General features: G+C 33.9%; 18 protein-coding genes. 6 read left to right on the top strand and 12 right to left on the bottom strand.

What is annotated here, in order from left to right:
- Positions 1-20: 20 nt before the first annotated feature.
- A complete protein-coding gene (locus tag ERX46_RS13000) occupies positions 21-701 on the bottom strand; it encodes a hypothetical protein (RefSeq protein WP_130094303.1) in 681 nt (226 codons plus the stop codon).
- An 18-nt stretch (positions 702-719) separates the two neighbouring features.
- Positions 720-2,189, bottom strand: a complete 1,470-nt coding sequence (gene proS, locus ERX46_RS12995; RefSeq protein ID WP_130094302.1) for a proline--tRNA ligase — start codon at positions 2,187-2,189, stop codon at positions 720-722.
- Positions 2,190-2,330: 141 nt separating this feature from the next.
- On the opposite strand from proS, the gene ERX46_RS12990 reads away from it, so the two are divergent.
- On the top strand, positions 2,331-3,419 hold the full coding sequence (locus tag ERX46_RS12990) for a hypothetical protein (RefSeq protein WP_130094301.1): 1,089 nt from the start codon (positions 2,331-2,333) through the stop codon (positions 3,417-3,419).
- A gap of 27 nt (positions 3,420-3,446) precedes the next feature.
- Positions 3,447-4,940, top strand: a complete 1,494-nt coding sequence (locus ERX46_RS12985; protein WP_130094300.1) for an OmpP1/FadL family transporter — start codon at positions 3,447-3,449, stop codon at positions 4,938-4,940.
- Here ERX46_RS12985 and ERX46_RS12980 read toward each other — a convergent pair.
- On the bottom strand, positions 4,930-6,462 hold the full coding sequence (locus ERX46_RS12980) for a hypothetical protein (RefSeq protein WP_130094299.1): 1,533 nt from the start codon (positions 6,460-6,462) through the stop codon (positions 4,930-4,932). The two genes, ERX46_RS12985 and ERX46_RS12980, sit on opposite strands and share 11 nt — an antisense overlap.
- Before the next feature lie 166 nt (positions 6,463-6,628).
- On the bottom strand, positions 6,629-7,621 hold the full coding sequence (locus ERX46_RS17840) for a glucosaminidase domain-containing protein (RefSeq protein ID WP_165366232.1): 993 nt from the start codon (positions 7,619-7,621) through the stop codon (positions 6,629-6,631).
- Positions 7,622-7,892: 271 nt separating this feature from the next.
- Here ERX46_RS17840 and ERX46_RS12970 point away from each other — a divergent pair, with 271 nt between their 5' ends.
- Positions 7,893-9,200 (top strand): NAD(P)/FAD-dependent oxidoreductase, encoded by a 1,308-nt coding sequence (locus tag ERX46_RS12970; protein WP_130094298.1) that lies wholly within the window; start codon positions 7,893-7,895, stop codon positions 9,198-9,200.
- Positions 9,201-9,382: 182 nt separating this feature from the next.
- Here the strand turns inward: ERX46_RS12970 and ERX46_RS12965 are convergent, their stop codons facing one another.
- The 4 genes from ERX46_RS12965 to trxB all read right to left on the bottom strand — a co-directional run bounded on the left by ERX46_RS12965 (position 9,383) and on the right by trxB (position 14,567).
- Positions 9,383-10,036 (bottom strand): LysE family translocator, encoded by a 654-nt coding sequence (locus ERX46_RS12965; RefSeq protein WP_130094297.1) that lies wholly within the window; start codon positions 10,034-10,036, stop codon positions 9,383-9,385.
- Positions 10,037-10,143: 107 nt separating this feature from the next.
- Positions 10,144-11,766: an ABC-F family ATP-binding cassette domain-containing protein gene (locus ERX46_RS12960; RefSeq protein ID WP_130094296.1), complete on the bottom strand. Its 1,623-nt coding sequence runs from the start codon at positions 11,764-11,766 to the stop codon at positions 10,144-10,146.
- A gap of 97 nt (positions 11,767-11,863) precedes the next feature.
- Positions 11,864-13,375, bottom strand: a complete 1,512-nt coding sequence (locus tag ERX46_RS12955) for a DEAD/DEAH box helicase (protein ID WP_130094295.1) — start codon at positions 13,373-13,375, stop codon at positions 11,864-11,866.
- A gap of 241 nt (positions 13,376-13,616) precedes the next feature.
- Positions 13,617-14,567 (bottom strand): thioredoxin-disulfide reductase, encoded by a 951-nt coding sequence (gene trxB, locus ERX46_RS12950; RefSeq protein ID WP_130094294.1) that lies wholly within the window; start codon positions 14,565-14,567, stop codon positions 13,617-13,619.
- Between the two features lie 64 nt (positions 14,568-14,631).
- Here trxB and ERX46_RS12945 point away from each other — a divergent pair, with 64 nt between their 5' ends.
- Positions 14,632-14,901: a hypothetical protein gene (locus ERX46_RS12945; RefSeq protein WP_130094293.1), complete on the top strand. Its 270-nt coding sequence runs from the start codon at positions 14,632-14,634 to the stop codon at positions 14,899-14,901.
- A 304-nt stretch (positions 14,902-15,205) separates the two neighbouring features.
- Here the strand turns inward: ERX46_RS12945 and rluF are convergent, their stop codons facing one another.
- On the bottom strand, positions 15,206-15,928 hold the full coding sequence (gene rluF / locus ERX46_RS12940; protein WP_130094292.1) for a 23S rRNA pseudouridine(2604) synthase RluF: 723 nt from the start codon (positions 15,926-15,928) through the stop codon (positions 15,206-15,208).
- Positions 15,929-16,161: 233 nt separating this feature from the next.
- On the opposite strand from rluF, the gene ERX46_RS12935 reads away from it, so the two are divergent.
- Positions 16,162-16,401, top strand: coding sequence for a hypothetical protein (locus ERX46_RS12935; RefSeq protein WP_130094291.1), 240 nt, complete (start codon positions 16,162-16,164; stop codon positions 16,399-16,401).
- An 11-nt stretch (positions 16,402-16,412) separates the two neighbouring features.
- Positions 16,413-17,189 carry a hypothetical protein gene (locus tag ERX46_RS12930; RefSeq protein ID WP_130094290.1) on the top strand — a complete coding sequence of 259 codons (777 nt, stop codon included), beginning with the start codon at positions 16,413-16,415 and terminating at the stop codon, positions 17,187-17,189.
- A gap of 90 nt (positions 17,190-17,279) precedes the next feature.
- Here ERX46_RS12930 and ERX46_RS12925 read toward each other — a convergent pair whose 3' ends face one another.
- From ERX46_RS12925 to rsgA, 3 genes are read right to left on the bottom strand one after another with little or no spacing between them, the layout of a single operon-like run.
- A complete protein-coding gene (locus tag ERX46_RS12925; RefSeq protein WP_130094289.1) occupies positions 17,280-17,606 on the bottom strand; it encodes a nucleotide pyrophosphohydrolase in 327 nt (108 codons plus the stop codon).
- A complete protein-coding gene (dtd, locus tag ERX46_RS12920; RefSeq protein WP_130094288.1) occupies positions 17,606-18,058 on the bottom strand; it encodes a D-aminoacyl-tRNA deacylase in 453 nt (150 codons plus the stop codon). The genes ERX46_RS12925 and dtd overlap by 1 nt, the downstream gene beginning before the upstream one ends.
- On the bottom strand, positions 18,059-18,985 hold the full coding sequence (rsgA, locus tag ERX46_RS12915; protein ID WP_242494577.1) for a ribosome small subunit-dependent GTPase A: 927 nt from the start codon (positions 18,983-18,985) through the stop codon (positions 18,059-18,061).
- Positions 18,986-19,300: the final 315 nt, after the last annotated feature.

The following is a 19,300-nucleotide window of genomic DNA, read 5'->3' as shown; positions in this document are numbered from 1 at the left end:
AAGCTTTTTTGGATAAAAAATTAATTATTTTCATTGTGTTCTGCTTCAAACTTGAATCCCAACCTTTTACCAGTTTTTAATTCTTGAGCTGTTGACAAGGTTTTTATTTGATGAACACTCACATGACTCACTTTATTGTAAGGAGGAGTATGTAAATCGAATTCCGCAGCATGCTTAACAGCCACTTCAAAAATATTTTTCATGGTTTCAACATCAAAGATATTTGACCTTATATTTCTAAAGTAATAAGAAAGCTCTCCTTTTCCTTCAATCATGAAATGACCTTCTTTGTTGATGAAAATTCGACCAATTAAATATCCTGCATCATTCATTCTCTTTTGAAGAAAAGACTCCGCTAAGAAATTGTAGATGTTAATTACTCCGAAGTAACCAAGGTGTTTGTCTTCTTCAATGTAAGAGTTCTTCCATATCGAATTATCAGCTGGGAAGGTAAATACGTTGGTGTGCATGTTAAACACCAATACATCGCTTCCTACGTATGCATGAGTTTCGAAATCGCCGTTGTAATCGAATTTCAAACGAACCCTCTCATCAGGAATCTTAATTCTGAATAATGCTAGTTCTTCTTCAACAACAGTTTTGAACTTTTTATAACATGCTAGAGTAGTTGCATAAACTTCTTGCTTAAGTATAGATCGCTCTTTCAATAGTTCAACAACATCTTGTTTTTTAATTTCCATGTCTTTTCTTACTATAGGTTAATATGCTTTTGCAAACAAGACTCTCTTCGTTGATGGATTACCTGAGTAAATACATTTTCCAGCTTCTTCTTTTGCATCTAAAGGTATACACCTAATAGTCGCTTTTGTTTCCTCCTTAATCTTATTTTCTGTTTCAGATGTTCCGTCCCAATGTGCTGAAATAAATCCTCCTTTTTCTTCTAAAACCTTTTTAAATTCTTCATAAGATTCAACAGGTGTTGTGTTCTCTGTTCGGAATTCTTTCGCTTTATTTAATAGATTGTCTTGAATTTCATCTAACAAGTCAACAATATAAGTTGAAATACCGTCCCATTCAACAACTTCTTTTGTTTTGGTATCTCTTCTTGCTACTTCCGCTTTATTGTTTTCTAAATCTCTTGGACCAATTGCTACACGAACAGGAACTCCTTTTGCTTCATATTCTGCAAATTTCCACCCTGGTCGTCTGTTGTCATCATCATCAAATGTTACAGAAATCCCTTTTTTAATCAATTCAGATTTTAAAACAGCTACCTTCTCAGAAATTGCTTCTAATTGTTCTGCTGTTTTATAAATTGGAATTATAGCTACTTGAATAGGCGCTAGTTTTGGAGGTAAAACCAATCCTTCATCATCTGAATGAGTCATGATTAATCCACCAATTAAACGTGTCGAAACTCCCCATGAAGTTGCCCAAACATGTTCTAGTTTCCCTTCTTTATCTGCGTATTTTACGTCAAAAGCTTTCGCAAAGTTCTGACCTAAAAAGTGTGATGTTCCAGCTTGAAGTGCTTTTCCATCTTGCATCATTGCCTCAATGCAGTAAGTTTCGTCTGCTCCAGCAAATCGCTCTGCCGCAGTTTTTATTCCCTTAACAACTGGCATTCCCATGTATTCTTCTACAAAGTCAGCATATACATTAAGCATTTGTTCTGCTTCTTCAATGGCTTCTTCTTTTGTACTGTGAGCAGTATGTCCTTCCTGCCAAAGAAATTCTGTAGTTCTTAGGAATAAACGTGTTCTCATTTCCCAACGTACAACATTTGCCCATTGATTAATTTTCAAAGGTAAATCACGGTAGGATTGAATCCAGTTTTTGAATGAGTTCCAAATAATAGTTTCTGATGTAGGACGAACAATAAGCTCCTCTTCTAATTTTGCATCAGGATCAACGATTAATTCTCCACTTTCGCTGGTTTTTAAACGGTAATGTGTTACCACCGCACATTCTTTAGCAAAACCTTCCACATGTTGGGCTTCTTTACTCAAATAAGACTTAGGAATGAATAAGGGGAAATAAGCATTGGAATGACCCGTTTCTTTAAACTTTGCATCCAAAACACTCTTCATATTCTCCCATATTGCGTAACCATAAGGTTTAATTACCATACATCCGCGAACATCTGAGTGCTCAGCTAATCCAGCTCTTTCAATAACTTCATTATACCATTTGGAATAATCCTCAGACCTTTTTGTGTACTTTGCCATTTTGTGGAACAGTTTTTGTTAAATTATTCTTAATATTTAAACGTTATTTACTGTAAATACGTTTAAGATTTACAAAAGTAAGAACTCAATTTGGAAATCCTTCAAATAAGTTGTAAGTTTAATCAAATAGAACCTTATATTATGGAAACGACAATTAAAATATTTATTCTACTCGGAGCAAGTGCTTTATTATCTTCTTGTTCAAATTACGGTTACATTTCTGAAAACGATGTTTATATGCAAACACCTACAGAACTTAACCTAGAAGAGGATGAGAACGATATTACATCTTTTAATGCGTTCAAAGCAAGGCAAAAAGGAGCTTTTGAACAAGAATACAAAGACCCCCGTGTAAATGAACGTGTTCGCATGAATACTTTAATGATTATGACAGCATACAATCCTTATGGCTATTACGGTTATAATGGAATGAGCTTTTATCCTCAACATCATTATGCTTACCAAGGCTTTAATTCAGGAATTGGTTTCGGAAGCAGTTATCAGTATGGATATTCTCCGTTTGGTTATGGTTTCGGATACAGTCCATATCACAACGGTGGATATTATAATTATGGATACGGATATGGATACGGACATCCAGGATATCAAGGGTCTTATTATCCAAACGGTTACTATGGAAATGGATATTATGGAGACATGATTCCAGGATACCCTACTTCTAGCGGAAATTCATTTTATGGACAAAGAAGACCTTTGGCTTCATCTTCAAATCGATCAAGTTATTACTCTAAGCCAAAATCTAACATGAATGTTTATACTTCTAAATCTTACACTCCAACGAATCAGAATTTAGGAATGGCAAGAAAAGAAGTGCAGAAAAGAAGCGCAAATGGAACAGATTATAGCAGCAGAAAAGCTGGTAATATTGGTGTTTCTACGAATCAAGGAGTCAGAACGAACGTTAATAGAGATATAGGTAGAACAACTTTACAAAATAGAGTGGTTAATAATTCTTATACCCCTAATTCTTCTGCTAGAAATTCTGGAGTGGCTCAAAAGCCTACACGAACAGGTGTAAATACTCAGTTCAATAGAAATGTTGGGAATTCTAGACCTACTGGGACTTCAACTCCTCGTGCTACAAGAACTACAACTTCTTCTCCTCGTATTCAAACAACTCAGCCAAGTGGGAGAGGAGTTTCTACTAGACCTAGCTCAGGTAGTTCAAGTAGAAATTCAGCGCCATCATCACCTTCAAGAAGAAGATAAAATTAAACGACAAGACTGTTTTTAGATATGAAGAAAATCATAAGTGTTTCAGCTGTATTTGTATTGGGTTTATTTTTAAAATCTGAATTGATTGCCCAGAATGAAAACGATGTTTTGCGGTACAGTACTACAGATGTTTTTGGATCTGCTCGATTTGAAGCGATGGCCGGTTCTTTTGGTGCATTAGGTGCAGATTTTAGTGCTATTCAAATTAATCCTGCTGGAATGGGAAGGTTTTCATCTTCTAATATGTCTTTTAGTTTCAACAACACTTCAATTACGAATGAAGCGACGTATAATGGACAAACCACTAATTCACGTGATAATAACTTTACACTTAGTAGTGGAGGAGCGGTATTCACAACAGATTTAAGTGCTACTAATTCGGGAAGGAAATACAGCCAATTTACTGTTGGTTATACACGACTTAAAAACTTTAGCAATTCAATAAGATATGAAGGTCAAAACTATTATTTTTTATTAGATGTTTTTGCTAATTCTGGCTTTGGGATTGATCCTGAGTATATCAATAGTGACCGTCCATTCTCTACAGCCTTGGCTTATGAAGTTTTTGCTTTAAATTATGATGAATCTAACTTTCAATACATTTCAGAATTAACTTCAGGAGATATGTACCATAGCCGTGAAATTAACACAGACGGTGGAATGGGAGAGTTCCATTTTGGTTATTCAGAAAACTATATGAATAGGTTTTATTATGGAGCTAGTTTAGGAATTAGAAGAGTGAAATATGATGAGAGTTATAACCACAACGAAAGACTTTTAGATACTGTAGGGGTAACTTTAAGATCTTTTGATTATTCATACGAGCAAATAACCCGAGGGACAGGATTTAACTTGAAATTAGGTGTTCTTTTTCTTCCGTCAGAGCAATTTCGTATTGGTTTAGCATTTGAATCTCCAACTGTTATTAGCCTAGAAGATGAATGGACTGCTAACATGACTGCTGAACATGATTACGGAACTGAAGTTGTTTCGTCTGAACTTATACCGACAGGTAGATTTGAATACCGCATAAAAACTCCAATGAAACTGAGAGGTTCGTTTGCTTATATTTTAGGAATGCGTGGCGCTATTAATGTTGATTTAGAAATGTCACGTCTACCAGGGGGAAGATTAAGACCTTCGAATACGAGTTCAAACTATAGCAATGTTTATAGCTTTCAATACGAGAATGAGGAGGTTGAATATCAATACCGTACTGTTCTTAATACAAGAATTGGTATGGAATATATGGTTTATACAGATGTGTTTTTACGTGGTGGAATAGGAATTCTTCCTCAACCTTTTGATAAGGATTTAGGTAATGTATCTTCTCCTAACATGACTTATTCAGGTGGAATTGGCTGGGATAATAAAAACTTCTCCATCGATTTAAGTTATAGGTTACTTCAAATTACAAGTGAATATTATGCTTTTGATCCAACGAAAATTGAAAACAGAACAGAATTTAAAACCAATATGCACAATGTTGTGTTGACTGGTCGACTTAAGTTTTAGTACCTTTTTTCACCATTTCTAAAAACTCTTCACCGTTTATTTTTGACTTTAGCCAAGCGACAACATCAATATAATCAAGAATTACATTCTCATTCTCATTTTCTAGGAGCAAATTAATTTGCTTTAATGTGTCCTTATAAATTGGAATAGTTTCAATTTGCGTGACAGTTTTGGCAATCTTTTTAATTTGCTTAATAAATACTTTCTCAATCTGATGATCTCTTTTCGTCTTGTTTAAGTAACGAATAGCTGAATTAGAAGAGTATTCTAAATAGTCATAGTTGGCCAACTCAAAATGTAACAATAGGTTAAGTATACGAGCAAAACTATAGATATCCTGTCTCAATTGCTGTTCGTTATCATTGAGGATAAGATTTAAAAATTGCAATGCATTCTTAAAGTCAGACATTGCAAATAAGGTATATGCAGCACTAAAATAGAATTTAATTTTTTGTTCTTTACTTGATCTTTCAATCAATTCTTCATTTTGATGATAACTGCTTTCAAATACTTCTAATGATTTTTCAAATTCTCCTTGTTTATTGTAAAGGTTCATTTGATCTGAGAGCAAAATATTGTTGATACGAATTGTAAGATGTAATGAATTGAATCCCTTTTTACCTTTTAGGTTTTTTATCTGATCAATCATCTCTTGCGCCATGGCAAAGTCATTTTCATTGACATAGCTTTGCATTAAATGAAATAGGGTCAAAACATAACGTTGTCCTAAATCAATTTTAATTTTCGGGTTATCATCTAGAATGTTTCGCACCCGATTGAATTTTGTGTAGCTCAACTCAAAATTTCTATTCGTTGCAGCACAAAGGCCTTGAATGTAATAACAAATCGAAGTTGCTCTTTTAGAGAGTGCCGTATTCTTTCCTTTTATTAAATGATGATTTTCAATTTCGTTTACTGTTCTTCTTTCGTCTTCATTTTTGGTAAATCCATCACTTCTAAACAAAGCATTGATTCTGGAATAAAGAATATGGTATTCAGCTAAGTTTCTTAGTTTATCAATAACCTCACTTTCTTCTTTAATGATGTTGTTTAAGTCTACATCGAAATCACCCGATTCGTAAGATTCTTCTGTAAGTACTTTTTCCCATGATATTAATTCAATAGAAAAGTAAAACTCTTCATGCTCTGTAGCAAGCTTTTTAGCACGTTTAAGAAATTTTATAGCCTCTTTATGTAAAGCTTTATTGTAAAGAATCTCAATATTTTTAATCTCTTGTTTTAAAATGTTAGAAGCAGATTGTTCGCCATAAAATTGACGTAAGCTTTTTAAAATCAATTTATACAAGTGATTCTTCTCAGAAGGAAGGTGATTTATAAAACGTTCTTTTTTAAAATATTCTTTAAGTTTTAGTTCGTCGTAAATTGATTGACTATCTATGAAATCAAATAATTTGAAATAATTTTTTTCTCCAGCTTGTATAGATGAAGAAAGTTTGAAAAAGCGTTTTTCAGATTTGGTGAGGGACTTTATTAAATGAAATAATTCATTGCTTGGTTTCATAGGAATCTGGTTTAAACGTTCATAACGAATCTAGTATTTTTTAGTCACTAAAAAAAGCAACATTTGTTTTAATTAATAAAAATAAAAAGACCATCAAGTTAATGACAGTCTACTAAAATAAGAATATTTTCGATTTATAAAACTATGTCTTTCAGAAAGAATAGAATTAATTTATTTCTCCATCTTTTGTCATCGCCATATTAGAAGGGCTTTGAGTTCTTATTTCCAAAAGTGACTTTAATTGCACTCCATGTTCTTGAGAAATCTCCCAGAGTTTTTTGTTCTCATTAACTTCTTGTTGAACGATGTCTGAATCTACTCTTTTGCGCTTACGCATTATGTAAATCTTATCTCCTTCAGACAATACATCTTTATTTGGTAGGAAATCATTCCAGCGGTTCATTTGGTGTAAACTGTAGCCAAATTCTTTTGAAATTCGATAGAATGTGTCATGTTTTCCAGCGATAACGTATTTAGTGCGATTAGCATTAATGTAAACTTTTCGCTGTGCTTTTTGAATATTTTTTGCTGACTTATTGTTTTTCTTGTGTCTTTTATTTTGAACTGTTTTTACTTCTGAACCTGATGGAATAGTGATTTCTCTAACTGGGTTCTCATTTGTAGGTTTGTTTTCAACGATCCAGTCATTTGTTGCTAAATTGTCGTACTGATCCAAGTCGTAACGTTCGATTATATCAATTAATCTTTTTGGATAGTTTGGATTTGTAGCATATCCAGCATCTTTTAGTCCTTTTGCCCAAGATTTATAATCTGTAATTTCTAATTCAAATAGTGAAGCATAACGTGAACGAGAAGTTAAGAATTTACTATGATCTTCATAAGATTGAGCAGCATCTTTGTATTTCCTGAAACACTCATTTTTCTTATCATCGTCTTTTAAGAATGTCGCTCCTGTCCAATCATGACATTTAATACCGAAATGATTATTGGCTTTTACAGCAAGCAAAGAATTTCCAAAACCACTTTCTAAAATTCCTTGAGAAAGTGTAATACTTGCTGGAATGCCATGTGTTAACATTTGATTCATTGCAATGCCTTTCCAAGATTCAATATATTCTTCTAAGGAAATTTTTGAATCATTTCCAAAAGCCGAAAAATTTAGAGAAACCAAAATTAAAAGTGCAAGTAATCGATTCATATCTTTCTTGTTTATATGTAATATTACGCAAGTTATTAACATTGGTTACATAAATTGTTGGAAACTTATATTTTTTATGTTGATAAGTCTGAAATTTGAAATTTAAACGATCAAAAGGGAAAGAAGTTTACTTTATTCAAATTGTTCAATTTCTTTCATTCGATATACAAGATAAATTTGTCTTTTATGAATAATTCACAGAGATTCAATTGCAATCCGTTTAGCGAATGAGTACTTTTATTACCATTGAAAACATAAGAAATTAAATCAAATGGAGTCCATTAAAAGTACCAATACAATACGTTTACCCGAAACAGATTTACCAAGAGTTGTAGTGATTGGAGGTGGTTTTGCTGGCTTGTCATTTGTCAAGAAACTTAAAAATAAAGATTTCCAAGTGGTGATGATTGATAAAAACAATTTTCATCAATTTCAGCCTTTGCTATATCAAGTGGCTACTTCTGGGATTGTACCAGACAGTATTGCCTTTCCATTTAGGAAACAATTCAAAAATTACAATAACGTATTCTTTAGAATGGCTGATGTGACGAATATCAACACTGAAAAGAAACAAGTTTTAACGGACATCGGTCATGTTCATTATGATTATTTAATAATAGCGACAGGAAGTGATACCAATTTCTTTGGTTTAAAAGATGTTCAGGCAAATAGTTTAGGAATGAAAACCATTCAGGAAGCGCTTGATATTAGAAGTATGATCTTACAACGTTTCGAAAAAGCAGTCGTGACTTCTGATTTTGCTACACGAGATGCACTGACTAATTTTGCTGTTATTGGAGGTGGGCCAGCAGGTGTGGAGACCGTGGGAGCAATTGCCGAATTCAAGAAATACATTCTTCCGAAAGATTATCCAGATTTGGATGTTTCATTGATGTCGATTTACCTAATTGAGTCGAGTGATCGACTCTTAAGTGGAATGTCAGAAAAGTCTTCTGAAAAATCATTAAAGTATCTTCAAGAATTGGGCGTGACTGTTCACTTAAATACAAGAGTAACTTCTTATGATGGATTAATTATTAAAACGTTTAATGATAAGGAATTCATTGCGAAAAGTATGATTTGGACTGCAGGAGTAACGGGAAATATCCCTAAAGGAATAGATGAAAACTGTTTTGCGAGAGGAAATCGATTAATGGTAAATGAATATTCAGAATTAAAAGATCACTCAAATGTTTATGCAATTGGAGATATCGCTTCTATGGTAACAAAGGAATATCCTTATGGACATCCGATGGTAGCGCAAACTGCAATTCAACAAGGAGATTTGCTTGCTAAGAATTTATTAAATCAAATTGAAGGAAAAGGCCTTAAGAAATTTGAATATCATGATAAAGGTTCTTTAGCTACAGTTGGAAAAAGAAAGGCGGTTGCAGATATTGGGAAATTTAAATTTGGAGGATATTTCGCCTGGATCCTTTGGTCTGTCGTTCATTTAATGTCAATTAGTGGTTTCAAAAACAAATTGTTTGTAGGAATTAATTGGGTTTGGAGTTACTTCACCTATGACAAAGGAAATCGATTGATCGTGAGGAGATATAAACGAGGAGATAAGGAATAGTTAGAGCTCGTCTATAACTACAGATGTATGGGGTAATTCAATACTATACTTTAAAAGAGATTCCTCGGCATTTTAATTCTTTATAGAATTGTCATTCCGACAGAGTGCAACAACGAGGAATCTGTTTTTTTTATTTTTGATTAAGCTTCTAGAGTAGAAGCAATATTAGTTTTTGATTTTCTTCAACCAGCAACATCCGCCAAAGCAATCGTAATTCCCATGATAATAAAAATAATTCCACTTATTTTATTCAATGAAAAATTAGATTTATTGGGTCTTTTAAACTTCTCATAGAAATAACTTGAGAAAAAGGTTAACGATAGAAACCACACAATTCCGATTACGGTCATTGTTGTTCCTAAAAGTATAAAAGGAATTGGACTTTCTAAATGATCTGGATTAATGAATTGAGGAAAAAAAGCCAAAAATAGAATAGCTACTTTAGGATTTAAGATGTTTGTGATCAATCCGGATAAATAATCATTTTTTGATTCTGCTTTTAATGCTGACTTTGACTTGATTTCAGTTTGTTCTTCAATATGAAATTCTTTTCTCTTTTCCTTAAATTTTAGAATTCCTAAATAAATAATATAGGCAGCACCTAAATATTTGACAACGCTAAAAGCTATTGGAGATCTGGCAATTAACATAGACAAACCAATTGCTCCTAAAAAAGTATGAACAAGAATTCCAGAGCTAATTCCGAGTGTAGCGTAAACCCCAGCTTTTTTACCATTAACAAGTGATTTGTTGAGAATTAGCAGTGTGTCCATTCCTGGAGTCATCACCAAAAACAGTCCAGTTACTATAAATGCTAAGTAATTATCTATTCCCATTCTATATTATTGATTTTAGAGCGCAAAATTAAATAAAAATAGCTCCAACATTATCGTCGGAGCTATTCAATATATTTAATCCTTTGATTAGGATTTTAATTTTTTACTTAAGCGTAAAGTTCTTCTTGCAACTGCGCAATCTTTTCATCTTTCAAATACTCATCATAAGGCATTAATTTGTCAATCATTCCGTTTGGTGTAATTTCAATTATTCTTGTTGCAACAGTTTGTACCAATTCCTGGTCATGAGAAGTAAACATGATAATTCCAGGGAAATCATTCATCCCATTGTTCAATGCAGTAATCGATTCAAGGTCCAAGTGGTTCGTAGGTTCATCCATCATTAATAAATTGGCTTTCACCATCATTAATTTTGAAAGCATACATCTTACTTTTTCACCTCCTGAAAGTACAGTAGCACTTTTCAAAGCTTCTTCACCAGAGAATAACATTCTACCCAAGAATCCGCGAATATAAACTTCCTCGCGCTCTTCATCAGTTGTTGAATAAGTTCTTAACCAATCCACCAAACTTTCTTTCTTTTGGAAAAATTCATGGTTCTCATTTGGTAAATATGCTGAAGTAATTGTTGTTCCGAATTTGAATTCACCTGTTTTAGGTTCTTTATTTCCGCTTAAAACTTCAAAAAATGATGTTAAAGCTTGAGAGTTTTTTGAGATAAATGCGATTTTATCATCTTTTCCAACATTAATATTGATGTCTTTGAATAAAGTCTGACCATCTGTTTCGTAAGAAAGATTCGTTATGTGTAATACTTGATCACCAGCTTCTCTTTCTTGTTCGAAAACAATTCCAGGATATTTTCTTGATGATGGTTGAATTTCACTTAAATCTAATTTATCAATTAATTTTCTTCTACTTGTAGCTTGCTTAGATTTAGAAGCATTGGCAGAGAAACGAGAAATAAAATCTTGTAATTCTTTCTTTTTATCTTCTGCTTTCTTGTTTTTATCTGCACGTTGTCTAGCCGCTAATTGTGAAGACTTGTACCAGAAAGTATAGTTTCCTGTGAATAAGTTGATTTTAGAATAATCGATATCACAAATATGCGTAACCACTGTGTCTAAGAAGTGACGGTCGTGAGATACAACGATAACAGTATTTTTAAAATCCAATAGGAAGTCTTCTAACCACTCAATTGTTTTTAAATCTAAATCGTTAGTTGGCTCATCGAGCACTAATAAATCTGGATTACCAAATAAAGCTTGTGCTAAAAGAACACGTACCTTTAACATGTTTGGAAGGTCCTTCATCAAGGTTGTGTGCATTGACTCATCAATACCAAGATTTGAAAGCATTGTGGCTGCATCTGTTTCAGCATTCCAACCATCCATATCTCCAAATTCAGTTTCCAATTCAGAAGCTCTCATTCCATCATCCTCAGAAAAGTCTGGTTTAGCATATAGAGCATCTTTTTCAACTATGATTTCGAAAAGACGTTTGTGACCACGCATTACAGTTTGTAAAACTTCGTATTCATCAAACTCAAAGTGGTCTTGTTTTAAAACAGCCATTCGCTTTCCTGGCTCAAGAACAACGTGTCCTGTTGTAGGATCTTGATCTCCAGTTAATATTTTAAGAAACGTAGATTTACCAGCACCATTGGCACCAATAACTCCGTAACAGTTTCCATGTGAAAACTTTAAGTTAACTTCGTCAAATAAAACGCGCTTTCCAAACTGAAGTGTTAAATTATTAACTGATATCATAGCTTTTCAAAATTTTGTGCAAAGGTACTTTAAAAATATTCTATTCCCTACTTTGCTATTTGGGATAAAACAATTGAACATTAACGATTTAGGTTTTTTACTCGTCTTCTAAAGTGGCACGTAATTTCTGACGCAATTGACGGTTATAAGTCTCCATCAAATACTTGAAATAGTTACGTGTACTTTTTGCAATACATTTTGTATATTGTTTCAAACGGTGTTCGATATGTTCTTGAAGTGCTTCTTGAATTTCTAGACCATCATAAAAATCATTGGCTTTGCTAAAAATAGCTTGGTAATGATTTTCTAAAGAATCATCAACGGCATATTTTCCTTTTTCTCCTCGATCAATATAGTCTTCGTAAACCTCTTTCATCTTGAATTTATCCAAAACTGAAGTATCTACACGGTCTCTAACATGTTTAGGAAGCATATAAGCTGCCTCAAACATAATGTCTTCTTGTTCTGATAAACGTGCTTCTAAGAATCGGTCTGGAAATGCAAAGGCATCATCCCAATTGATATAGTCCTGCCATAATCCAAAACGGCGAACGTTATTTCCTAAGTCAATTAATCTAAAAATGTCTTTTTTAGGTAATTTTCTAGAACCACGTCCAATCATTTGGTGATACAATGTCAACGAGCGCGTCGCACGATTTAAGATAATCGTTTCAACAGTTGGCTCATCAAATCCAGTAGTTAAAATTCCGACTGAAGTAAGAATGGCATTGGGTGTTGTTTTGAACCAACTCAAAATATCCTTTCTGTCTTTATCAGAGAAAGTACTGTCTAGGTGGCGAATTTTATATCCTCTCTTATGGAAAGTTTCTTGAACCCTAACACTGGTTTCAATTCCAGAGTTAAAAATCAATGTCTTTGTATTGATGGCAACTTCTTCATAAGCAAAAAGTAATTTCTCTTGCATGAAATAGTTTCCGTATACTTGTTCAGAACTGCTTACAGTAAAGTCTCCGTTTGATCCAATCTTTAATCCGTGAAGATTTACATCATAAGTAAAAGTTTCAGCATTTGCTAAATATCCACTTTCAATTAAAGAAGAAATACTTTCTCCAACTTTCAGTTTGTCATAATGGTCATTTAAAGGCAATGCTTTATTTGAACTGAGTGGAGTAGCGGTAACACCTAAAATGTTCGCTTGTAAATAATACTGGAATATTTTTCTAAAACTGTTGTAATGTGCCTCATCGACAATTACCAATCCGATGTCCTTTATGAAGTTCTCATCGTCTTGTAATCGGTTGTTCAAAGTCTCTACCATTGCAATAAAGCAATTGTAATCGTCTTGGTCATCGAGTGTCTTTACTTCACTGTTGATTACCTTATTACTAATGCCTATAGCAGAGAGCTGTTTGGCTGTTTGAACAGATAATTCGATACGGTGGGTAAGGATTAGCACCTTTTTCTTCCACGTTTCAATATAATTTTTCGTGATTTCAGAAAATATCACGGTTTTACCACCTCCCGTAGGAAGTTGGAAAAGTAAATTATAATCGGTTCCATTTTCTTTTAGTTCCTCAATTATCTGATCCACTGTTCTTTGTTGGAACGGATACAGGGTCTTTGGTTCAAAAAGGGCTTCGTCTATCATATCTTGATTATCTCAAAAATTGGGGTACAAAAGTACGCCCTTTTTCGGGAACAAAAAAATAATAGGGTATAATTTAATGTTTATCGTTTTTTTTGTTGGCTTCGGCTCCGGTCAGCCACCAAACCCACCAAACAAAAAAGGCAGCTCTTTCGAACTACCTTTTCCTATTTTGTTTAATCATAGTATTGGCGTTTTACAAAATCGCCAATACTATCCCGCGCTGAAGTTGCACTGTTGCGCTCTATCCTTCCAACGCAGATAAATATCTTTCTGCATCCAAAGCTGCCATACAGCCTGTTCCTGCTGCAGTAACTGCTTGGCGGTACACATGGTCTGCTGCATCTCCTGAAACAAATACACCTGGTACGTTTGTTAATGATGTTCCTGGTTTTTCATATTTGATATAACCCGTTTCATCTAGATTAATATAATCTTTAAAGATGTCTGTATTTGGTTTGTGTCCAATTGCAACGAAGAATCCTGTACAAGGAATATCCATTGTTTCTTTCGTCTTGTTGTTGATCACACGTGCACCAGTTACTCCCATATCATCACCTAAAACCTCAACAGTTTCTGTGTTTACAAGAATTTCGATGTTTGGTGTATTTCTAACGCGGTCTTCCATTATTTTTGATGCACGGAATTCATCACGGCGAACGATCATCGTAACTTTAGAACATAACTTAGAAAGGTAATGTGCTTCTTCACAAGCAGTATCACCCGCTCCAACGATTACAGTTTCTTGATTTTTGTAGAAAAAACCATCACAAACTGCACAAGCTGAAACTCCACCACCCATTTTAAGGTATTTTTGTTCAGACTCTAGTCCTAAGTACATTGCGGCAGCTCCAGTAGAAATGATTACTGTTTTGGCATGGATTTCTGTTCCATCCTCAGCCCAACATTTGTGAACTGGTCCAGAGAAATCAACTTTACTAATGAATCCAGAACGAACATCTGTGTCAAAGCGTTCTGCTTGCTTTTGCAATTCAATCATCATTTCAGGTCCAGTAACTCCATCAGGATATCCAGGGAAATTCTCTACTTCATTTGTTGTTGTTAATTGGCCACCTGGCTGAAGTCCTTGATACATCACAGGATTCATATCTGCACGCGCTGCGTATATTGCAGCAGTATATCCCGCTGGACCAGACCCAATGATAAGACAATCTATATTTTCTACTTTGCTCATGTTCTTATTGATTTTTTAGAAAGCCAAATTTAAGAATTTTTCTTCGTAAAAAAAGTGATAAAAGTTGCTTAAGAATTGTAATGCTGAAAAACAAGAGTGGGATTGGGCTGAGAAGAAAGAAGAATTACGCAGAGATACGCGGAGGGGCAGAGGTTCGCAAAGGTTTGGTGAGAGTGCCTCTGGACTTGTTTTTTACACAGAGATAAATGGAGCGATTTCACAGAGATACACAGAGAAGAGAAGAAAGAAGAATTACGCAGAGATACGCGGAGGGGCAGAGATTCGCAAAGGTTTGGTGAGAGTGCCTTTGGACTTGTTTTTTACACAGAAATAAATGGAGTGATTTCACAGAGATACACAGAGAAGAGAAGAAGGGAGGGGAAGAATTAGAAGAGATGAGGGAGTTTTTGAGGAGATTTGCCTTGTAGGGACGATTTACAAATCGTCCTTACTACATCCAGCAAATCAAATAAATATAAAGAATATTAAATCCGTGAGAATCCGGGGTCAAAGATCCGCGTCAACCGCGTTCCATTAAAGCACAAATCACGAGTCAAAATCGCTAAGCAGTACAAATTCGTAATTAACTTCGTTGAGGGCTTCGCCGTTCGTAATTGATTCCGCTCTCACTCTCTTTCTCACTCTGTCTTGTTGGAGTATCCTATCAATTCGCTCAAACGCCCAAATTCCTGCTCTGATAAATATCTCCATTCTCCAACTGGCGTGTCTTCGAGTAAAATATTCATGATTCGAACGCGTTGCAGAGCAACAACATTGTAATCAAAATATTCACACATACGGCGAATTTGTCTGTTGAGTCCTTGGGTTAGAATGATTTTAAATGTGCGTTTGTTGAGTTGTTCAACTATACATTTATTGGTCATTGTGTCCAGAATAGGAACACCATTTCCCATTTTATCTATAAAATCTTGGGTAATTGGTCTGTCAACAGTAACTATATATTCTTTCTCGTGATTGTTACTCGCACGTAAGATTTTGTTTACGATATCTCCGTCGTTTGTGAGTAGAATCAATCCTTCACTGGGCTTATCCAATCTTCCAATAGGGAAAATACGTTCAGGATAATTCATGAATTCGATAATGTTGTCTGGTTCAACACGGGTATCAGTCGTACAAACAATTCCAACAGGTTTGTTCAAGGCAATATAAATATTCTCTCTGTTTTTATTGTTGACGTTTTTTCCATCAACAGCAACAACATCTCCCGGTTGAACTTTAGTTCCCATTTCTGGAACTACTCCATTAATAGTAACGCGACCCTGTTCAATCAGTTTATCAGCTGCTCTGCGTGAACAATGTCCAGCTTCACTTAAATATTTATTGATGCGTGTTTCTTTCATGATTTTACAAAGATAATGTCAATTGACAATTAATAATTGATAATTGACAATTAAAAAATTCAAATATTATTTTATGATATTTTCGTTTTTCAATTAAGGTGATTTTACCATTGGGTTTCATGATTAATGAGTGACTTAACTAACTTGACTACTAGACAAAACTTTGAATTTCATAAAATTATTTATAGATTGATAAAGAATTTAAAAATAACTACTTATGAAACTGGCTAAGTATGATTTACAAATTGGACTCAAATAACGATTTCAAAGAAGATTATTTAAGTGCATTTTCAAATCCCTTTGAAGATTACTTTATGGTCAACAGCCAGCAAACCGATATTTTTATTCTTCAATCTCTGGGTGGAACCATTATCGGGAAGTATAAGGTAGGAAAAGGAGAAACAAGAATAACTGAAATTCTTTTGAGCGGGTTGTTTATAGGTAGGTTACAAAATCAGAATCAAACTTTATAAATTGTAAAGTAATGAAAAATATTATTCTCTTTATTGCATTTATTTACATAAGCGTAAGCAGTTTATCGCAAGAAAAGATAAATTTAGCGATTGGATTTTCTAGTACTTTATCAGATGAATTGAGTATAATTAGTAACAATGGTTCTCAAAGTTATTTTAGTTTAGGATTGAATTTAGGTGCTGATTATGGTTTCGATAAAGGTAATTTCTTAATCCTATTTAATTACAAATTTGAATCTAATATTTATGCCTATTCAGATACTCCTAAAATAGAAAATGGAATACAATATGTATCTTTTAACTCCCTTCAACGCTTGCATATCCTAGGCATATCTTTAAAATACGTTTTTTTAAATAATGAGCACGATTTCAGACCATTTTTAAAGGTGTCTGGCTTCACTGAGATTTCTACAAATTACAAGTATGGATTTTTACTTGATAATGGATTTATCCCAAGAAGTGAATCAGGTGCTTCTTATATTTATCCACCATATCCAGAAGATCCAGAGTTTGATTATTATAACTCGTATTTCTACAATTCCACTCCATTAATAAGCAGTTGTCTTGTCGGTCTCGATATTAAACTACTGCAAAATTTAAACTTAAACTTTGCAATAGGCTATGGTTTCCGAGTTATGAAGGTGAAATATGCAGAATGGAAGGAAGATGAGAACGTTTATGAAAAACTGAAAACAATACCAACTAAAAACATAAACTCACAAATGTTTGATGTTCAATTAGGCTTAACTTACGTTTTCCCTCGCAAAAGCACACCTAAACCCCAATAAACTTAAAACTTTAGATCAACCAAAAATTTTAAAAGAACAATCAACTTCAAGCCCCTACAAAATTATCAATTGTTAATTATCAATTATCAATTAAAAAAGCTTCTCATTCCCCTTATGCCGCTCACTATCCCGCTTTGTTTTCTTTTCTAAATTCTTTTCTAAAGCTTCAGTCAAATCCACTCCAGTCTGATTTGCAATGCAAGTCAACACAAAAAGAACATCTGCTAATTCGTCGCCTAAATCCTTGTTTTTGTCGGATTCTTTTTCACTTTGTTCACCATATCTTCTCGACATAATTCTAGCGACTTCACCCACTTCTTCCATCAAAACAGCGGTGTTAGTGAGTTCATCAAAATAGCGAACTCCGTGTTCTTTAATCCAATTGTCAACAGTGGTTTGTAGGTCAGAAATTTTCATTATTCTTTGTTTTTGGTGTCAATGATTATCGTTACTGGTCCATCATTCACTAGAGAAACTTTCATGTCAGCTCCAAATTCTCCACTTTCCACTTTACAACCACTCACGGCTGCTAAAACTTTTTTGAACTGCTCATAGATTGGAATAGCAGTTTCTGGCTTTGCTGCATGAATAAAACTTGGTCGGTTTCCTTTCTTCGTTTTGGCATGTAAAGTAAATTGAGAAATGACTAAAAACGCACCATTTATGTCTTGAATGCTTAAATTCATTTTTCCTTCTTCGTCAGAAAAAATACGAAGTGAACTCAGTTTTCTACTCAACCATTCAATATCTTCCTCGGTATCACTTTCTTCAATACCCACCAATAGGACCAATCCATTTTCAATTTGACCAGCTACTTTATTTTCTATTGTAACACTGGCTTCCGTTGTTCTCTGAATTACTACCTTCATTTATCTGTAATTTAAGCTTTGATCTTCTGTTATTAAGTCAACGTAAGTACTATAGCGAGAAGCTTCTATTTCTCCTTCTTCAACTGCGTCTTTTATAGCGCATTGTGGTTCATTAAGATGCTGACAATTGTGGTATTTACACTGATTCAATAAAGCACGCATTTCTGGGAAATAGTGACTCATTACTTTTTTGTCTAAATCAATGACTCCGAAAGCACGAATTCCTGGTGTGTCAATAATATAACCGCCAGTTTGCAATTTATGCATTTCCGCAAAAGTAGTCGTGTGCTGTCCTTGCATGTGGTGAATAGAAATTTCAGCAGTTTTAATGTCTAGATTACTGTCCAAAGCATTAATTAAAGTACTTTTTCCTGTTCCACTGTGACCTGCAATCATAACTTGTTTGTCCTTAATGTCATTTCTTAAAAACTCAATATTCGTCTTATTCAAAGCCGAAATCTTGTGACATGGATATCCGATTCTTTCATACATCGCCATGATTTCATCTACGATAAGAATTTCTTCTCCTTCATAAACATCAATTTTATTGAAAAGTAAAGTAACCGGAATACGGTAAGCCTCAGCTGCAACCAAAAAACGATCTATAAAAGCCAAATGTGTTTCAGGTGCAACAAGCGTAACCAACAGATAAGCTCTATTAACATTCGCAGCTAAAATATGCGATTGTTTAGACAGATTTATTGATTTTCGAACGATATAATTATGTCGCGGAAGAATTTCTGCAATTACACCAGTTCCATCTTCATTTTCTGTAATCATCACTTCATCACCAGCTGCAACTGGATTGGTGGTTTTAAATCCTTTCAATCGAATCTTTCCACGTATTCCAGCGTTCACGATATCACCATTTTCTAATTCAATGATATACCATTTCCCTGTTGATTTGAGTACTTTTCCTTTTTTCAAATTTTGATCTATTTCTTTGTATGGTTCAAATTTAAAGAAAAAAGGCAAGTGACAATTTATAATTGATAATTAACAATTGAAAATTTTAAATCCGACAGCGAGGAATTCCTTCAAAGTATACACACAATTTTTAATTCTTCATTTTTAATTTTTCATTCATAATTCAACATTCAACTGAATTTTTCACTTTTCACTTTTCATTCATAACTCATAACTCATCATTTTTTAAATCCTACAGCGAGGAATTCCTTCAAAGTATACACACAATTTTTAATTCATAATTCATAATTCATAATTCAAACATTCAACATTCAA

This window comes from Brumimicrobium glaciale, from assembly GCF_004152935.1.
GTDB lineage: Bacteria > Bacteroidota > Bacteroidia > Flavobacteriales_D > Crocinitomicaceae > Brumimicrobium > Brumimicrobium glaciale.
This window is presented reverse-complemented; position numbering and strand designations above follow the sequence as displayed.